The following is an 18,845-nucleotide window of genomic DNA, read 5'->3' on the forward strand; positions in this document are numbered from 1 at the left end:
AACATCCAAATAAAAAATGCGGCCTTTTCTATAACAAGCCTTCTATGAATTATAATTTTTTTCTAAAAAAACCGGCAGCCTTTCCCTATCCATCAGGGTGGTGCCGGCTTATTCAGGTTAATTATCCAATTCAATTCCCTCTTCATCAAAATATTTCTGTGCACCTGGATGTAAATCAATGCCAATTCCATCTAAAGCGTTATCCAGCGTGATAAAGGAAGATTTTTCATGTGCCATTCCTTCTGCATTTTCATAAAGAGCCTTTGTTATATCATAAACAAGGTCTTCGGACAAGGAATCGCTGACTGCCAGCATCGCCAGGACCGCTACTGTTTCTACATCTTCTTCCAGTCCATAAGTTCCTGCTTCAACAGTGTCTGGAGCGTAATAAGGATACGCATCCACCAGTTCATCAATTTTATCTTGAGTAAATGGTACAATAGCAACATCTACGGTTGCGGATAATCCTTCTACAGCACCTGTCGGCGTCCCAGCTGTAATAAATGCCGCATCAATATTACCATCTTGAATACCGCCTGTAGATTCACCGAAATCCAGATTTTGTGCATCAATATCATCCATTGTTAAACCATGGACTTCTAAAATCTGCTCAGCATTAATATATGTTCCTGAACCTGGTGCGCCTACTGATACTGTTCGTCCTTCGAGATCTTCTACAGACTCGATTCCAGAATCACCAGTCGTTACAATCTGCACTGTTTCAGGGTATAGAGAACCCAGTGCTAATACATGCTCTACAGGCTCATCAAAAGCATTAATTCCTTCCACAGCATGTGCTACAACGTCAGTTTGTACAAAAGCAATATCTACATCACCATTTTCAATCGATATCACGTTTTCTGCGGAAGCATTGGAAGAAATAGCGTTTGCTGATACATCTGTATTTTTAGATATAATGTTCGCCATTTCTCCTCCCAGTGGATAGTAAGTTCCGCTTGTACCACCAGTAGCAAGCTGAAGCATGTCAGGATCAGTGCTGCTGTCTCCGCCATCACCATCTCCCTCGCTGCTATCGTTATTATCCCCGCCACAGGCTGCTAAAAATAAAAATAATGCAAAGATAAGTGCGAGCGGGCTTAACCATTTCTTTTTCATCAAAAGTCCCCCCTTTTTATTAGAAAACTTGGTTGTCACTAAACCTTTAATTGACAACCTTAGTTGCGCTTATGCAGTAAGAAAGTTTAAACTTTCTTACCTGCCAAAAAGGTATAGCTCCTGCAATAAGTTTACAATATTATTAACATAAACGTCAAATTATTCTTAAAATAGAAATCGATTACATTTTAAGTATAATTAATTTTCGGTATTTTAAACTCTATTTTTATTTTATGTTACAACCCCTAAGAAAATACTCTATATTCTATTATCATTACAATGCTTATCGCAAGTAATTCTTGACTATTTTTTGAATATTCCATACGATTATGATAGTCCACTTTAAAACGAGGTGATGAAGCTTGTCATTAAAACTGTTAAAACATGCAATCTATTCTATAAAGCCATTACCACCAGTAAAAATTTGTTACCTTATTAAATCTGAAGGAAATCAGATCGCTTTCAATGAAATGAAGCAGCTCCGTGCGGCCAGCATTATTAAATTGTTTATCCTTGCCGCTGCCTATTATGAAGAAGAGAGAGGGAATATTGAACTGTCAAAGCAGGTGAACCTTCCCGATTCAGATATGGCAGGCGGTGCCGGTGTCATTTCTTATTTATCAGATAAACAAACTTATACGTACCAGCAGCTGCTTGAACTGATGATTATTGTTTCTGATAATACAGCAACAAATGCACTCATTGATTTCATCGGTCTGGATTATATCCAAGCCTTTATTAAAAAGATTCATTGTAATAATACGAAATTAGAGAGAAAGCTGATGGATGAAAAGGCCATACAGCTTGGATTAGAAAATGTAACAACCTGCTATGATGTCATGCTTCTTCTCGACTTATTTACAGAACCTAATCACATTATGCCAAAGCACCGCCAGCAGCAGATTTTAACTATCTTAGAAAATCAGCAGTTTAACAGTAAACTAACTGCTTTTTCTTCCTATGATTCAGACATCAAGACTTTTCATAAAACAGGGGAACTTACTGGAGCTGAGCATGATGCCGCTATATTCCAAACAGCAGATAAGCTTCTTAAAGCTGTCGTGCTTACCGAGGGCTGGGCAAATAATGGAGAAGGGCAGCAATTCCATCAAGCTTCAGGAGCACATATATACCATTATTTAAAGGGGTGAACGGAAAAACATATTTCCTTTCCCCATTAAGAATACAGGGGTCTATACAAGGGGGAAATAAATGAATATAAAATTAGGAATTCTGGGAGAAAAAAACATCGTTCAAAGGGTACAGGAAATCACAAAACAGTTCGCGTCCATGGAGGTTCTTCCTTTTATATTCTCTGATCCATGTGATGCTGCGGCCCAGGCAGAGAGAGCTGTTATGTGTGATGCATTGCTCTTTACAGATTATTGTTCTTATCATGAAGCTGTAAAACAAAAGCATAAGCAAATGATGTTTTATATTGATTATGATGAGTATAGTATCCTATCGTCTATCTTATATACAGGAAAACTTTCTCCTAAAAAATGCTTGTCTATTGATTATCCAGATCATATAAAGCTGGTTGATTCCGCTCATGACACCATGCTGACAGAATATGAGCTATTTTCAATCGATTACCATAAGCAGGATGTCGAAAACATACAAAAATTAATTGATTTTCATAAGGAGTTATTTTCTCAGCAAAAAACAGATTTGATTCTAACCTCCAGAAAAGATGTCTATATCGGACTCTTGCAGGAAGGCTTCCCAGTTCATTTTATTCAAATTGCTGAAAAGTGTATTATCCAGGCATTAGAAAAAACAGTGCAGATATTGGAAATAGAGAGTTATTCTACAAATCTCGTCATGACAGGTATTTTATCCTTGAAAGAAAGCCTTCCTATTCATCTGCATCATCAAATACATACAGAAATCAGAAAATATTTGAGTGAATTCTGCAAAAAATATGATGCTATGCTTCTGCCAACGAAGGATAGCCACTATTTTATCATTGGTACTAGTAAGCTGATTAAAGTTATTAAGGAAAATTATCGCGCCTTTCCGCTTATGGATGATGTAGAAAAAATTGCCGGAAGCCCGATTGCGCTGGCATTCGGGCTCGGTCTGAACCCTCTTTCTTCTCAAAAACATGCTTATCTGGCCTTAGAAGCTTGTCAAAGAGACAAAGGCAGTATCAGTTATCTGATTAATGAATGCCAGGAAAAGATCGGACCAATCGGCCAACGCAGGAATATTGACACAAATAAATTATTTTATGCACTTGTCCATCAAGCCCGTTTAAACAATGAATTATCTTATCTTTTTATCCAATTTATCGTAGAACGGAATAATGAGCCTTTCTCATCAAATGATATTGCAGATTTTTACCAGGTCACCAAGCGCAGTGCCGAGCGGACTGTCAAAAAACTGCTTTCCGGCGAGATTATTAAGATATCCGGCAAAGAAAGCCCGTATACAAAAGGCAGGCCAAGGAAGCTGTTTATTTTAAAGCAATAAAATGAAAAAGAAAAAAGACGGTTGTAGGCCGTCTTTTTTCTAAACTTAAAGCAAAGCTCCTTCTAAGATCTACAAGCTTAAAAGCTCTTTAATATCTTCCTCGCTTAATGAAGAAAGCATTGTCTCCCCAGGGTGAATAACCTGATCAATTAATTCTCTCTTTTTCTGCTGAAGCTCATATATTTTTTCTTCAATTGTACCTTCTGTTACTAGGCGGATGACCTGCACAACATTTTTTTGACCAAAACGATGTGCTCTCCCTGCCGCCTGATCTTCTACTGCCGGATTCCACCATAAATCATATAAAACGACGGTATCTGCGCCAGTAAGATTTAAGCCGGTGCCTCCAGCTTTCAGAGAAATAAGGAATATACTTTTGTCTCCCTGATTAAACCGTTCACTCATTTCAACACGATTTTTGGAAGGTGTTTCACCATGCAGATAAAAATATTCATAACCAGACGTCTCTAATCGCTCGCGAATAATTTCTAACATGCTGGTGAATTGGGAGAAAATCAGTAATCTCTTCCCGTTATTAATTGCCGTTTCGACAGTTTCCATCAGCTGTTCAAGCTTGCCTGATTTTCCTTCATAATTCTCCACAAATGTAGATGGATGACAGCAGATCTGTCGCAATCTGGTCAAGCCTGCCAAGATTTTCATTCTATTCTGCTGGAATACATGTTCTTTCATAGACGTAGCGGCTTCCTGCTGCAGCTTTCTCAAATAGCCAACATACAGGTCCTTTTGATCACTTGTTAATTCAGAAATATGAACGGATTCAATTTTATCCGGAAGCTCTTTTAACACATCCCGTTTCAAGCGCCTTAAAATAAATGGTTTTGTAATGGCCGATACCTTCCCTGCATCAAGCTGTTTAAATGTTTTCTGATCCGGCATCAGCCCAGGCAGGACTACTTGAAAAATAGACCACAGCTCTTCAATAGAATTTTCAATAGGGGTGCCGCTTAGCGCAAATCTCCGTGTTGCACTCAGCGTACGGATGGCTTTAGATGTTTTCGTCTGATAGTTCTTAATATACTGCGCCTCATCTAATAATAATGTTTGAAATGTGATTTCCTGATAATACGCAATGTCCTGACGCAAAGTCGCATAAGAAGTAATCCAGACATCCTTCCCCATCGAGTCGTTCATACGCTCATGTCTCTCTGCTGGCTGACCCGTCAAAATCACAGAAGTTAAATGCGGTGCAAATTTCTCCAGCTCATTTTTCCAGTTATAAACAACGGAGGATGGAACTACAATCAAATGCGGACCAACAGGTGTTCCTTCTGATTCAGAGGTAATATACGCTATTGCCTGCAGTGTTTTCCCAAGTCCCATATCATCTGCCAAAATTCCGCCAAGCTGATACTGGCTTAGTGATTTAAACCATTGATAACCGACCTTCTGATACGTACGTAAGGATGCCTGTAATTTTTCAGGAAGTTCATACACTTGTTCTTCCGGTGACTTCAAATGGCTTAATAATTCTCTGAAATTCGAGTCATACTGTTTTTTTGTATCAAGCAGCTCATCCAGCTGGGCACCACGATATACAGGCATCTGTACTTGCCCATCCTGAACAGCATTCTTATCCATTCCCAATCCATCAAAAAACCTTTGAATAGAAGTAAATTCCTCCGTATCCAGATTCATCATCTGACCGGAATCCAACCGGAAATAACGTTTCTTCTCAATCACAGCCTGGAGTACACGATTAATTTCGTTATCATCTACACCTTCAATGGAGAAACCAATTTCCAATAAATTATTTTGCCCTTCCATATGAACACTTGTGCTTGGCTGGGGATCATAATCAAAGAATAGCATTTTAAACTCACTGGATAAAAATAATTCCACATCCTTATCCAAGGACGGTAAAATCTTATATAAGAAATAATATAAATCTTCTTCATCCACAGACATATAAAGCTCTCTGCCATTATATCTGAAGTTTGCTTCTTCAATATGCTGCATAATTTGGCGTTCTTTATCAACATCTCGAATCAGCATCACATCAGAATCTTTTTTCCCCTGAAATGGATCAATCACATAGGCTCCATAATGGTATTCCAGGCGCCCGACGACCATATCTTCTTTTAATTCCAAATAGCATCTTGCTTTTAGCGGCTCTTTAACCACTTCATCAGCAATGCGTTCATCTAATTGAACTTCGCCGACAGTTTCCAGTGCCGGCATAATCTCAGAGAGGAATGTGTCCGTCTGTTCCACTGGGACATCAAAATAGATATTTTCTAAACGAAACATTTCTAATTCCTTCAAAACTGGGACTTGTTCCCTTTCAGGAAAGTAGAAAATACCATCTAAAAACAGCAAATCATAGTTCGGGAAAAACGTCATTGCACTGCCATTCTGCAGATTGAGCGAAATATGCTGATCATTTTTCATGACGTCAAATTGAAAAGGAAGCTCTCCCTCCACAATTTGCAGCTCTTTATATTCTTCTCGTTCTGTTTTAACACTGGTTTCACGTTCCATTAATTGATACAATAATTTTTTTGCAAGTACTGGCGGAATAAGTAGGTATCTTTCACTGCTTCTTCCCGAATAGTTATATGAATCATATAGTTCCGCGCTTTTGCACACTTGATACAACAGCTCAAAAATTTCCTGATCTGCTTCATTTACGACATGCTTATCTGCCTGAAATGTAAATTTCTTGGAGAAATAATTATCTCTTTTTCTAAAATAATTTTCTAAGAACTCTGCTATATTCTTCACAACATAGCGATGCTTCTCACCAATCTTCATTTCAATCTGCAAATGCTTCAGATAAGACCAGCTTAAGATGTACTCTACATTCACAGGCTGTTGGTAAGAAGAGTTTTCAGTTATATTTCTCGTACCCCGGATAGCTTCCATAAAACGATTCAGGCGATAATGATTTACTTTAGGCTGCACATCATTTTTTTCATAGCTTTGAACCGCTAATAATGTTGCCACAATGTGTTTGCAGTACCCATATACCTCAAACGCCGGACAATCGCAATGCATATCAATGGAACCCTGCTGCAAATCATTTGTATTCACTTCTACTAAGTAATCCTCTGTTCCTTGTACTGTTGCTGACCAGGTTAAATTATTATAATCATACATTAGGTCATGTACTTTATTATTTTTAAAATAAACTAGGCCGCGACGATAAAAATTATCAGGAAACGCATTTTTGATATTCATATCCTTTATTTGTTTCAAATCTGTTAACCCACCTTTACGTTGTCAGATGATTTTCCAAGGACAGTAAATACATAAATCAGTATAGAAATAACGATAGAGGCTGCTGCTGTTAAATAGATAGATGTATAGTTAAGTATTGCTGCAATTTGCCCGAATAAGATTGCTCCTATCCCTACTCCCAGATCAAAACAGGAAAAGAAAGTAGCATTTGCCATTCCTTTTCGGTCAGCAGGCGCCCGATTAACTGCCCAGGCTTGCAATGCCGGTTGAACAGCTCCAAATCCGAGACCAAACAAAGCGGCTGCTGTTAACAAAACTGTCGTATTTGGCAACCATGCCAGGAGAAGCATGGATATTAATATAAGCGATACCGCAGGAAGGAAAATCAATTTATGACCTTTTCTATCATATAGTCTGCCCGAAAACAGCCGGGAAATCATGATAAATACAGCGAAAATAAAGAAATAAAGCTGAATGCCCTCCACACCTCTTTGTATCGCATGCAGAGGCAGGAATGTAGCTATTCCTCCAAAAGCAAATGTAATAAAAAATAATAATATCGATGGCTGTAATGCACTTTTTTCCAATACATCAAAACGCGCTACTCTTGTTTGATGTGCCGGATCTACTTTTTTATAACGTATGCGCATCGCAAAAAGAAATGCAAACACACCACATAATGCACATAATAAGAAAAGCTGCTGGTAAGAAATAAGGACAACTAAGGTTAAACCCAGACTTGGGCCAAAAGACAAAGCAATGTTTCCAGATAAACCAAAATAGCCCATCCCTTCTCCTCTTCTTTTGGGCGGAATCAAATCTGTTGCAACCGTTCCTCCGGCTGTAGTCGAGAATCCCCAGCCGACACCTTGAATAATTCGAATAATAATTAAAAATAACATACTCGCCGTAAATGCAAATGCCCCCACAGAGAGGACAAAAATAGCTAACCCGATTAAGTAAACATACCCTCTCCCCTTACTTTCTAAAGCATGACCGGCATAAGGTCGTATCAGCAAAGCGGAAAAAGTAAAAATCCCCACAATCATTCCCACCATTTGATCGCTGCCGCCGAGGTCTTTCACAAATAGTGGTATCGTAGGAATAGTCATTTGAAAACCTAGGAAAATAAAAAAGTTCGCAATCCAGATATATAGAAAATCCCGCGAAAATATCTTATCGTTCTGCGAGACTGTTTGCGCTTGAGCTGACATAATAAACATCCTTCTTTCATTTTGTCATTCCTAAGCTATTATACAGGAGTTTCCTGACAAATAACATGAAAAGAATTCAGAACGAATTTTAAATATAACAAAGAATACTTTTTAAACACATTCTTATTTAGACGATATTCAAAAAATAAAAAGTGAACAGGGCAATAGATCTGCTGAATTTTATTTAATCCAGCAGAGACACTTTAAAAGAGAATATTACTGTCAAAAGGCGATGATAATGTCATAGAGCTCATTAAATAGAAATAGTACAGGAGAGCGGAATATCCTGCTCTCCTGTACTATTTCATTTGCATAATATTATCTGCTGTTGCTAGGCAACCATTGATTCTTTTGGTTTTTCTTTTCTTACACGCTGCTTCCAAGTTTCTTTAAGGTAAGGCATTACCCAACGGTCCAGACCATATCTGCCAGCATTTGCACCAGCGATAGCAATGAAGATTCCCAAAATAGCCATTTGCGGATTTGTAGATAATGTTCCGCTTAGCAGGAAAGAGAAGTTCATAACAACACCCATAAGTGCTGCAAGATTTGTGAAAATACCTAAGATTAGTCCAAGTCCGATAAATACTTCTCCCCACATAACAGCGATTGAAAATAGTCCAGAGCCTGGAATTGCTACATTTTCAAGGAACGTGGCCCACCAGCCTGGTACATCCGGATTGCCTAGAGCACCTTGCAAATAACCACCTGCGTCAAATTCTCCACCTGCTATCTTACCCCAGCCAGATGTTAACCATGTATATCCAAGATAAAGTCGAATAACTACCCAAAGCCCTGCAATATATTTGTTTGTTCTCAGAAAATTCATCATGTCAATCTCTCCCTTTATTTAATATATTATTTGTTCAATATTTCACATTTAATTATTTAGGATATCCTTTATTACACTTTTATAATAACATGTGATTTATAATTCGTAAATAGTTTTTGTGAATTTATTCACATAGTTTGAACGAAATGTGAAGGTAATTTATGGATATTTATAGTTGTATCAAATTGTGATATAACTATAGACTTCTATATCACTTTATGATATATTTCCATTGTATCGTTTTATGATATATCTTAAAGTGATACTGGAGGTGATTGGTTGAAAAAGTCGGAGCAATTAACAGATTCCATGTTTTATATTATGGCTGCTTTAACGAAACCGAGGCATGGCTACGCTATTATGAGCCTTATTGAAGAAACAACAGGTGGCGTCATTACAATAGGTCCTGCTTCCATGTACACCATTATTAAAAAGCTGTTAACACAGGAATGGATTTATTTGCATGATGGATCAGATTCAAGACGTAAAACATACCTGCTTACCGAAAATGGCAGAAAAGTATTGGCTGAGGATTTAAAACTTAGAAAACAAATGATTCAATTAGCAGAAACAGGACTGAAGGAGGCTGAAGAATGAGACAGACAAAATATATGATGTCAGGCGGGCTGGCTTTTTCTGAGGAGAAGGATATGGAAAAATTGCGCCGATTATCTTTGAAGGGCTGGCATGTCTGTGACTTTAAATTTATGGGATATATTCTGGAAAAAGGAGAAAGCTCGGATTATATCTACTGTATTGATTATCGTTCATTAGAAGATGGAGAGGAAGAAGAATACTTTGACCTTTTTTCATCGTCTGGATGGTCGCATGTTGCTTCGGAAGGAGATATGCACTTATTTCGAGCGAATCCAGGTACAAAACCGATTTACAGTGACCTTGATACAATAGCAGAAAAATATATAAGCTCCAGTAATACCATGATAAAATTTGCGATTCCGTTATTTTTTATAACTGTACTGTTATGGGTAGGAGCATTGATGAGCTCCGGTGTCTTACAATCTATTCTTTTTACAGCAGCTGTTATTTTCAGTGTGATTTTCATTCTTATAGCCTGGACTTCTATTTCAGAGTACTCGAATAAATGGAAGACAGAAGGTAAACATCGATTGGCCTCTCTAGGGAAAATGACACTGCCCCTGCTCTTATTGATCGCTGTTATTATTATGTTCTTTGTTATTGAGACAGATTATGCTATTCAAATCTTAACATCTATGATTATTGGAGGGATTGCACTCCCAACTATTATTCGGGGTATCATATCGCTTCATCATATAATCAGCAGAAAAACAAATGAAAATAAACGTTAAACAATTCTTGCCCTTACCATACTGCCTTTTACAAAAGATAAATTACCAGGACCAATCAAACTTTTTGAAACCATATGAATAGTAGTTTCGTATAATAAAACAAGAAGAAATTTCGTTTTTAACCGGACTTTTACATCTTTAATCATTTTTTATCAGGAAATAAATATTAGTCACTTATTATTCTGTTTTATCCAAATTTTTTGGTTTATTTACGAAAAATATCCGCAGCCTCATTCTAAGAACTAAAGAGCGAACACTTTGAACGAAGTCTTATTTTATCTAGTAATAAGAAAGGAGTTATCGATTATGAATACCTTATTAACAGTTGCAAACCTTAAAAAATCTTTTAAAGATAAAGAAGCTCTAAAAGGAATCTCTTTTGAAGTATACCGCGGAGAAATCATGGCTATACTGGGCCCGAATGGCGCCGGAAAATCCACTACTATCCGCAATATTATGGGAATTATGTACCCTGACAGCGGAGAGATTCATTTCCATCAACAATCAGGGAAAGGGATTCCCAAATCAAAAATTGGTTATCTGCCTGAAGAAAGGGGTCTCTATAAGGATGTAAAGGTCATGGATATCCTCTTATACCTCGCAGATTTAAAAGATTATCCATTAGATAAAGCGAAAGAACGCATCTTCATGTATTTGAAGAAATTCGATTTGGAAGGAAAGGAAAATACTTCTGTAGAAGAGCTTTCCAAAGGGATGAGCCAAAAGGTCCAATTCATCGGTTCTATTCTTCACGAACCGGAGTTGCTTATTCTTGACGAGCCTTTTTCTGGCTTAGACCCTGTCAGTCAAGAGGTTTTTAAAGAGGAAATCGCTTCTCTTGCAGCAAATGGAACGGCAATTTTACTTTCATCCCATCAAATGAACCTGGTAGAGCAGATGTGTGACCGTCTCTTTATGATACAGCACGGAGAAAAAGTAATTTATGGAACATTAGATGATGTGAAAAAGCAATATGCTAATTTCAAGTGCGTCTTACATGGAGAGAACCCGCCCGCTCTGTTAGAAAAAATTCCTGAAGTCGACCGCATTGAATACAGCGGTAACCGCTCGATTCTTCATCTGCCAAAAGGGATAATCCCACATCAATGGTTAAAACAATTACCCAATGAATTAGATGTACAGGAACTACATATTAACCGGATTTCTCTCCATGAAATTTTTATTGATATTGCCACTGATAAGCATCTTGTTTCTCAGGAAGGAGGTTCATAGAATGCAAAATTCCTTAAAAGTAGCAAAATGGGAGCTAAAAAGAAATCTAAAAAGTAAAACATTTGTGATTGGATTATTTATTACACCAGCTATATTTATCTTATTTTTCTTTTTAGGTTCTTTATTCTCAGATTCTGATGATACGGACACTGCTGAAAATATGACCTTATATATTAATGAAGATATTGGATTTTTTGATGAAATAGAATCAGTAAATAAAGAGCAGGATTTTGGATGGGACTTGCAGACTACAGATACACCCCAATCTGAAATAACAGAGGTTGATGAACCTTATACAGCTTATTTATTTATTAATGAACATTCCTTGGAGGAAAATCGGATTGCTACATACACCAGTGAAGAAGCTGATCCATTATTTCCTGGGCAATTACAGGCATTAACAGTTCCTTTACAGGTAATCAAGGCAGAAGCATCCGGTCTCAGCCAACAGGAGATAAATCAGCTGATGGAGCCTATCTCCTTTGTAGAAGGTACAAACCAAGGAGAGGGAGGATCCCCTTCCAGTATTGAAGAAAATTCCCTGTTTGATTTAGATAATCCCTGGGAAACAATGATACCCGGTGTTTTTGCTGGTATTATTATGCTTTCTATTACATTTACAGGAATGGCTATTTTTCAGAGTGCATCTCAGGAGAAAAAAGATAAGATTGCAGAAATTATTTTATCTTCTTTAACCCCTTCAGAGCTGATGCAAGGGAAAATTATTGGATACTTTATGTTAGGTCTTATTCAGGTGGCAGTCTTTATTGGTATTTTACTTCCATTTGCTATTTGGCAGACAGATATTCCAATTTTAGAGAATTTGTTTGTACCAAGAACTATTTTCTTTGTGTTGATTGCTCTCTTAAGTTATCTGATGTTTGCATCTATTTTTGTTGGTGTTGGCGCAACCATGTCTGATGTTTCCAGCGCAGGTAACCTGCAGGGCCTTGTCATGATGCTGCCATTCTTACAATTTGTTGTTATCGGGCCAGTTATCAGTAATCCAGATGGGATTGTCGCTACTGTGAGCACCTATATTCCGTTTACTGCCCCTTTAACATTACTCATCCGGCTGACCTTGTTAGACAGCTGGCCATGGATAGAGGTTATCATTTCTGTTGCAGTCATTATTTTAAGCATTTATGTTTTTATGAAACTGGCAGGAAAGATTTTCAAAGTCGGAATTCTTTTATATGGCAAGAACGCAACTCCAAAAGAAATTTGGAAATGGATTCGTATGTAGTAAAAAGTTGAAAGTGCTTATGCAGGCTGTTCTTTAGCTGAATGAGCATAATTGAATGGCAATTCTATAAAAACAGAGACTGGAGCAGTGAAAGCTCCAGTCTCTGTTTTTCATGTTCATGCATACACTGACAGAAGCATACATATCCTGTATCATATTGCTTTTTAATTAAGAACAGGGTTTAGACAGACTAATATTGATTAGTGTAAGCTGCTATCTTTATTTCCTCTAAATGCGTTTCTTTCAATATAAAAGGAGGATGTTTATGAGCATTATCGTTTTCCATGGATCTACACGCAAGAACAGCAATACAGAACTTCTTACTTATGAGGCAGTACCTAAGAATCAGGGTACACATGTCTATTTACGCGATTACACAATCCATCCAATTATCGACCAAAGGCATGACATAAGCGGATTCACACCTGTGAACGACCATCATACTAAGCTTATTGATCAGCTGTTAGAGCATGATACGGTCGTTTTTGCGACACCTATTTACTGGTACAGCATGTCAGTGCTTATGAAGCTGTTTATTGATCGCTGGTCACAAATCTTAAGAGATTCTGATTACTCTGATTTCAAAGAGAAGTTATCACAAAAAAATGTATATGTGATTATCGTCGGCGGTGATAATCCATTTATTAAAGGGCTGCCGCTTATCCAGCAATTTCAATATATATGTGACTTCTATAAAATGCATTTTGCCGGCTACATTATTGGAAAAGCCAGTAAACCTGGTGATATATTAAATGATACAAGAGCTTTTAAAGCTGCCTCCACACTAATTCCTTTTGCAGATAATTAATTTACCAACAGGAATTTCTGCTAATAGCTTCAAAATTCAAAGCAATTTCAGAAATCAGGAATGGGGTATGGATACCCTGTTAAGAATTGTATTTATTTTCTAAAAGTAACTATTTAATCCTAAAAGAACATATAAATGCTAGTCTTATTGAATTATTTTTTGCTTTTCATGTTTAAACTCCTCTGTATTTAGGCTATTCTATTAATATCCAACCATGAACTTAATCTTAATCATCCAGAGGAGGATTTAATGGAAAAGAAAACGAAAAAGCTTTATCTATTATTAACAGCAATTTTTTTTATTATTAGTTTTTCTTTGCCGGCTTTAAGCTTGGCAGATAATAATAGTTATGAGGTCAGCTCTCCTGTCTTAAATATTCGGAGTGAGCCTTCTAATAATGCTTCCGTTGTCGGACAGCTTTCCAAAGGAGATCAAATTAACGTTTTTGATGAACAACATGGTTGGGTGCAAACCTATTATGGCGGTGAACCAGTGTGGATTGCCAAACATCATCTTATTCCAACCGGTAATTCCAATCAGGAGGAAGCGTCATCTGAAGAAGCTTCTCCAAGCGCATCCGGGACAGTTACTGTTTCTGCAGAAAGTATCTATGTCCGTTCTGGTCCAAGTACATCAGACGGAATCATCTCCTATGCATATAAGGGAGAATCATATGACGTTATCTCGACTTCAGGGGATTGGATTGAAATTTCTTTATCTCAAGGAGGGACAGGATGGATTGCAGCTTGGCTGACAACTGATGGAAATGGCAGTACGGAAGAAGCAGACACCAGTACCGATTCTGCTCCAACCGTGAAAGCAGCTCAGACACAATCCAGCAGTTCCGGTTCACTATCTGGATATAACATTGTAATAGACCCTGGTCACGGCGGCAAGGATCCGGGAGCTATCGGATTAAATAATGTCTATGAAAAAGATATTGTAAGTTCAACAGCTGATTATGTTATCCAGCAGCTGGAAGAAGCCGGAGCAAATGTCACTGTGACTAGAAGCGGCGATTATTTTGTTTCGTTGGATGAAAGAGTACAAATCAGTAACAGCTCTAATACTGATGCTTTCGTCAGCTTACATTATGATACTTTTTCTGCTGTTCCAGTGAGCGGTGTAACTACTTATTACAACTCAGATTCGGATGCTGCATTGGCAAGATCGCTTGACAGCACATTAGCTTCTACTGTTTCTCTGCCTTCAAGAGGCACACAGCAGGCCGGATATAAAGTGCTTCGGGAAACAAATGCTCCTTCTGTACTGATTGAACTTGGATTTATTACAAATCCAAATGATTTAACTGTTGTACAGACGTCGGACTATCAATCTAGTGTGGCCCGCGCAATTACCAACGGACTGATTAACCACTTAAATAATTAATACTATATTTCTCAGTTGTGATAAAACGGCTTCGATAATGCTTCGAGGCCGTTTTTCGTTACGAAGCTTAAACATATATGATTAAGCTGGTAGATTCCTTTAGAAACGCTATATAGCATGTTATACTTTAATCATTCTATTAGTCAAAAGTGAGGTATAGATATGCATTCTGCTATCGAAGAAATAATTGAAAAAACTCGTGAACAATTTCAAATGAATGATTTTTACTTAGAAAGCTATGATTTACTGAAATATAATGATAACCAAATTGTTTTAAGTATGAGCTGGCTTCCAAATGGACTCAGTAAAGAGGAGGAAGATTCAAATCCTGCAGGAACTGTGGAAATATCTGTGGATATCGATACAAAACAGGTAACAGAAATTGTTTTTGTGGATGAAAAAAATTTATTGCCCGAGGAACTATTTCCACAAGTGGATAACATAGAAGATATTATTGAATGGATTGAAGAACAGACACAATTAGAATATGGCAGACAATTCAAGCTTATGAAAGAAACAAAAGAAAATATTGAATTTCACGCAGCTGTGGATAATATAAAGCTTTTCCCCGGCGGCTCCTTAGATATTCACTTTAATAAAGAAGGAAGGTTATCCAGCTTTTTTGTACGCGGTTTGTTTGCAGATGAATCACAAATTCATTGGGAGCCTTTTAATTTAATTGATGAGACAGTTAAGCCTTTAGTGAAGCAGCACTGCAAAGTTATTGAGGTCCCGGATGAAGCTACTGCTGCCTGGAAGCCTTATTATGTTATATCCAGTTTTCTTATCCCGAATCAAGCTCCCGGCTCTATTATTTATTTTAGTGAAATAGAAAATAACCTTTCTTACAAGCCGCTTGATATTATCTTAACCTGGATAGAGCCTTCCACAGAGAAGTTTGAAAAAAAAGATATAGATTTAAAAAATATATTTACAGAGGACGAAGTTTTTCAAAACCGAGAGAGTCAGGATAACGACAAACCCATTCCCGATGATGCTATCGATCAAATGGTAATAGAGATAACGAATTTGCTCCGGATGGAGTTTCCAGACGAAAGCGGTCAATGGCGCTTAACCTCTGTAAAACGTGAGCAGGGCTATCTATTGGCAAGATTAGACCCCGCAGAAGAAACGCCAAGGGTCCTTTATCCATCCTTAATGCTGTGGATTAATCCAGTTACATTAAAGGTTGATAATTATATGGATCCGACACCCTTACTGGATGCTTTTGACTTCTTTGAAAAAGCTGAAGCAGTAAGAGTAAACAAAGAGACTGCCGCCGAACGCTTATACGAGCACATTGATTTAGAACCTGTATATGTTCGCGATCAGCAAACGAATATGTACCATCTATGCGGAAAGGTCACTAGTGATTTTTATGGTCTAGATGCTGTTTCAGGAGAGTTATCCACATTCGATGAATGAACTTGTGTATAAACCATAACTTTACCGGCATATATAAGAATATGACCTGTAAAACGTATACAAGCATATATATTAAGCATTTGTTTTTTTACTCCTATAAATTATAAAAGGCAGCGCTTATGTGTGCTGCCTTTTATAATTAAAATATTTATTATCTAAGATTTTCTCCGTTACTCTCTATAACAGCTTTATACCAATAAAAGCTTTTTTTCTTCATTCGCCGGAGATCATATTCCCCTTCTTCATGCTGGTTAACATAAACAAAACCATAACGTTTCTTGTATCCATTCAACCAGCTTAAAAGATCCGTAAATGACCATACACAATAGCCCATTACTTCTACCCCGTCTGTTATAGCCTTCTGTATAGATTTCACATGCGATTCAATGTACTCTATACGATAATCATCATTTATGGAGCCGTCTTCATCTACTTCATCGTATTCCCCAAGACCATTTTCACTTATTAGCACGGGAAGTTTATAGCGATTTGTAATTCTTCTCAAACCGATACGTAAACCCTCGGGGTCAATATTCCAATCCCAGTTCGTTCTGTTTAGATGCTCATTCATAACCGTTTTGTACAAACCCGGAATACCAGTATCCTCTGACGTCCCTTTTTCTCCGGAAGTATTAAAATGTCCTTCCGATGTAATACCATCTAAAGAATTTTTTTCAAAGGTTGTTGTCTGATAATAATTGACTCCCATAAAATCAGGCTTGCCTTCTTTTAACAGCTCAAAGTCCCTTTCCTCCACTTTTGGAGCTATCCCTTTACGTTCTAAATAATTCCATGCTGCTTGAGGATATGTGCCCCAGGTATATACATCCATCCACCAGTGACTTGTAAGCTCCTCGGCATTTTCAGCAGCAAGAACGTCCTCAGGCTTTGCTGTTGCAGCATACGCTGGTGAATAAGCAAAGCTCGGACCAATTTTCCCCTTTGGTACATAGCTGCGAAATGCTTTAATTGCAGCGGCATTCGCCAGACTGGCATGATGATTCACTTGATAAAATAACTTATCATCTTTGACTCCAGGAGGATGCATGGCAGTCTGATAACCTAATCTTGTAAAAACATTTTGTTCATTTAATGAAACCCAATATCTTACCCGGTCTCCAAATGCCTGATATAATGTAATACAATAGTTTGTAAAATCTTTTATGATTTGTCTTGATTCCCAACCGCCATACTCATCCTGCAATGCCTGCGGTAAATCCCAATGATAAATAGTCAAAATCGGCTCGATGCGATGCTTTATTAACTCATTGATTAAATCATTATAAAAATCAAGTCCTTTTTGATTTATTTCTCCTTTTCCATTTGGAAAAATACGAGCCCAGGATACAGAAAAACGATATGTTTTCATTCCCATTTCAGCCATCAGCTGAACATCCTCTTTATAACGATGGTAATGATCCACAGCTAGATCACCATTTGTTCCTTTATACGTTTTCCCTGGTATACGAACAAATTTATCCCAGTTTGAAATACCCTTTCCATCCTCATCCCATGCACCTTCTACTTGATATGCTGCCGAAGCAGCTCCCCATAGAAAATCCTTGGGGAAGGCCTTTAGATTCTCATATAACATGCCACATATCTCCTTCCACAACAGCTTAATATCAAAAAGTCTCAAACTCTAGTTTCCCGCGTTTATGCTTCTTCAAAATTTTTCACTTCACCATATCTCTCTGAGTGAGGAAATGCTTCAATGCACCTAGCATACCTGCATCGTTTTTATGCTTACATGTCTCAATTGGAACTTTTATAAATTCCCATTCCTTCTGCCGTTCCAAATGATTCTTTATTCTTTGGGCAAATCCTTCACGGGCGCTTACGCCTCCACCAATTAAAATTTTTTCCGGATTCAGTGTCCCTGCAATGTTAAAAATACCGAAGCTGATTCGTTCCATCCATTCTTCAACAAGCTGATTCGTTTCCGTATCACTTTCTGCTTCCTGAAATATGTCTATCCCTTCTATGACTTTATTTTCACCTAATCCTTTTTGCTTTTTATAGCTTTTAATTAAACTGGAAGTAGCCCCATTGTCGCTCCATGTTTCACTTCCAGGCTGACTTCCCGGTGTGAGCATATAGCCGATTTCTCCAGCTTTGAACTGATGACCATGAAATATCCTGTTATTTAAAAATATACCGCCGCCCACTCCTGTTCCAATTGTGATACAAATGAAATCCTGACAGTTTACTGCATTGCCGTTAAATTTTTCAGCCAACGCTACACAATTGCTGTCATTCTCCATCTCTATAATATAGGGAAGTCTCGCTTCTAATAGTGTCTTCAAATTTTTGCCGTTCAAAATAGTGATAGCACCGGCATCTTCTGTATAGCCCGTTTTTATATTTACAAATCCCGGCATACTGATGGCGACCCCTGCTATATCAAAACGATTCTGATAAGCTTGCACAGTCAGCATGATATCCGTTAAAAATTGATCCAGATTGGACTTCCTTGTAGAGTACGCTCCCTTTTCTATAAAAGTCCCATCTTCAAGTAAAACAGCGTGTTTGACTTTTGTGCCCCCTATATCAAAAGCAATATACTTATTCATGAATA

15 protein-coding genes are annotated in these 18,845 nt (G+C 37.7%); 9 read left to right on the plus strand and 6 right to left on the minus strand.

Annotation, left to right across the window (positions count from 1 at the left end; translation table 11 throughout):
- Positions 1–117: 117 nt before the first annotated feature.
- Positions 118–1,116, minus strand: a complete 999-nt coding sequence (locus MKY30_RS03395; RefSeq protein ID WP_156985192.1) for a TAXI family TRAP transporter solute-binding subunit — start codon at positions 1,114–1,116, stop codon at positions 118–120.
- A 362-nt stretch (positions 1,117–1,478) separates the two neighbouring features.
- Between MKY30_RS03395 and MKY30_RS03400 the strand changes: the two genes are divergently transcribed.
- Both MKY30_RS03400 and MKY30_RS03405 read left to right on the plus strand, forming a co-directional pair.
- A complete protein-coding gene (locus MKY30_RS03400) occupies positions 1,479–2,267 on the plus strand; it encodes a serine hydrolase (protein WP_147212723.1) in 789 nt (262 codons plus the stop codon).
- Between the two features lie 61 nt (positions 2,268–2,328).
- Positions 2,329–3,591: a hypothetical protein gene (locus MKY30_RS03405; RefSeq protein ID WP_339283381.1), complete on the plus strand. Its 1,263-nt coding sequence runs from the start codon at positions 2,329–2,331 to the stop codon at positions 3,589–3,591.
- Positions 3,592–3,660: 69 nt separating this feature from the next.
- On the opposite strand, the gene MKY30_RS03410 is transcribed toward MKY30_RS03405, so the two are convergent.
- The 3 genes from MKY30_RS03410 to MKY30_RS03420 all read right to left on the minus strand — a co-directional run bounded on the left by MKY30_RS03410 (position 3,661) and on the right by MKY30_RS03420 (position 8,838).
- Positions 3,661–6,810: a DEAD/DEAH box helicase gene (locus tag MKY30_RS03410; protein ID WP_339283382.1), complete on the minus strand. Its 3,150-nt coding sequence runs from the start codon at positions 6,808–6,810 to the stop codon at positions 3,661–3,663.
- A gap of 5 nt (positions 6,811–6,815) precedes the next feature.
- The gene (locus tag MKY30_RS03415; RefSeq protein WP_147212720.1) at positions 6,816–8,006 is read right to left on the minus strand and encodes an MFS transporter; all 1,191 of its coding nucleotides are present in this window, start codon (positions 8,004–8,006) and stop codon (positions 6,816–6,818) included.
- Between the two features lie 331 nt (positions 8,007–8,337).
- A complete protein-coding gene (locus tag MKY30_RS03420) occupies positions 8,338–8,838 on the minus strand; it encodes a DoxX family protein (RefSeq protein ID WP_339283385.1) in 501 nt (166 codons plus the stop codon).
- 279 nt (positions 8,839–9,117) lie between these two features.
- On the opposite strand from MKY30_RS03420, the gene MKY30_RS03425 reads away from it, so the two are divergent.
- From MKY30_RS03425 to MKY30_RS03455, 7 genes are all read left to right on the plus strand, one after another.
- Entirely contained in the window at positions 9,118–9,435 is a 318-nt protein-coding gene (locus MKY30_RS03425; protein WP_339283386.1) for a PadR family transcriptional regulator, read from the plus strand.
- On the plus strand, positions 9,432–10,166 hold the full coding sequence (locus MKY30_RS03430; RefSeq protein WP_339283387.1) for a DUF2812 domain-containing protein: 735 nt from the start codon (positions 9,432–9,434) through the stop codon (positions 10,164–10,166). Before MKY30_RS03425 ends, MKY30_RS03430 begins: the two co-directional genes overlap by 4 nt.
- A gap of 306 nt (positions 10,167–10,472) precedes the next feature.
- Entirely contained in the window at positions 10,473–11,399 is a 927-nt protein-coding gene (locus MKY30_RS03435; protein ID WP_147212716.1) for an ABC transporter ATP-binding protein, read from the plus strand.
- A 1-nt stretch (position 11,400) separates the two neighbouring features.
- Entirely contained in the window at positions 11,401–12,645 is a 1,245-nt protein-coding gene (locus MKY30_RS03440; RefSeq protein ID WP_341082837.1) for an ABC transporter permease, read from the plus strand.
- A 265-nt stretch (positions 12,646–12,910) separates the two neighbouring features.
- Positions 12,911–13,453, plus strand: coding sequence for a flavodoxin family protein (locus MKY30_RS03445; protein WP_147212714.1), 543 nt, complete (start codon positions 12,911–12,913; stop codon positions 13,451–13,453).
- Between the two features lie 249 nt (positions 13,454–13,702).
- Positions 13,703–14,842: an N-acetylmuramoyl-L-alanine amidase gene (locus MKY30_RS03450; RefSeq protein WP_339283392.1), complete on the plus strand. Its 1,140-nt coding sequence runs from the start codon at positions 13,703–13,705 to the stop codon at positions 14,840–14,842.
- Positions 14,843–15,004: 162 nt separating this feature from the next.
- A complete protein-coding gene (locus MKY30_RS03455; protein ID WP_339283393.1) occupies positions 15,005–16,267 on the plus strand; it encodes a hypothetical protein in 1,263 nt (420 codons plus the stop codon).
- A gap of 151 nt (positions 16,268–16,418) precedes the next feature.
- Here the strand turns inward: MKY30_RS03455 and MKY30_RS03460 are convergent, their stop codons facing one another.
- Together MKY30_RS03460 and MKY30_RS03465 are read right to left on the minus strand one after the other, a co-directional pair.
- Positions 16,419–17,861, minus strand: coding sequence for a family 1 glycosylhydrolase (locus tag MKY30_RS03460; protein WP_156985197.1), 1,443 nt, complete (start codon positions 17,859–17,861; stop codon positions 16,419–16,421).
- An 82-nt stretch (positions 17,862–17,943) separates the two neighbouring features.
- Entirely contained in the window at positions 17,944–18,840 is an 897-nt protein-coding gene (locus tag MKY30_RS03465; RefSeq protein WP_147212710.1) for an ROK family protein, read from the minus strand.
- Positions 18,841–18,845: the final 5 nt, after the last annotated feature.

Origin of the sequence: Oceanobacillus sp. FSL W8-0428 (genome assembly GCF_038004405.1) — a bacterium.
Lineage (GTDB): Bacteria > Bacillota > Bacilli > Bacillales > Amphibacillaceae > Oceanobacillus > Oceanobacillus sojae.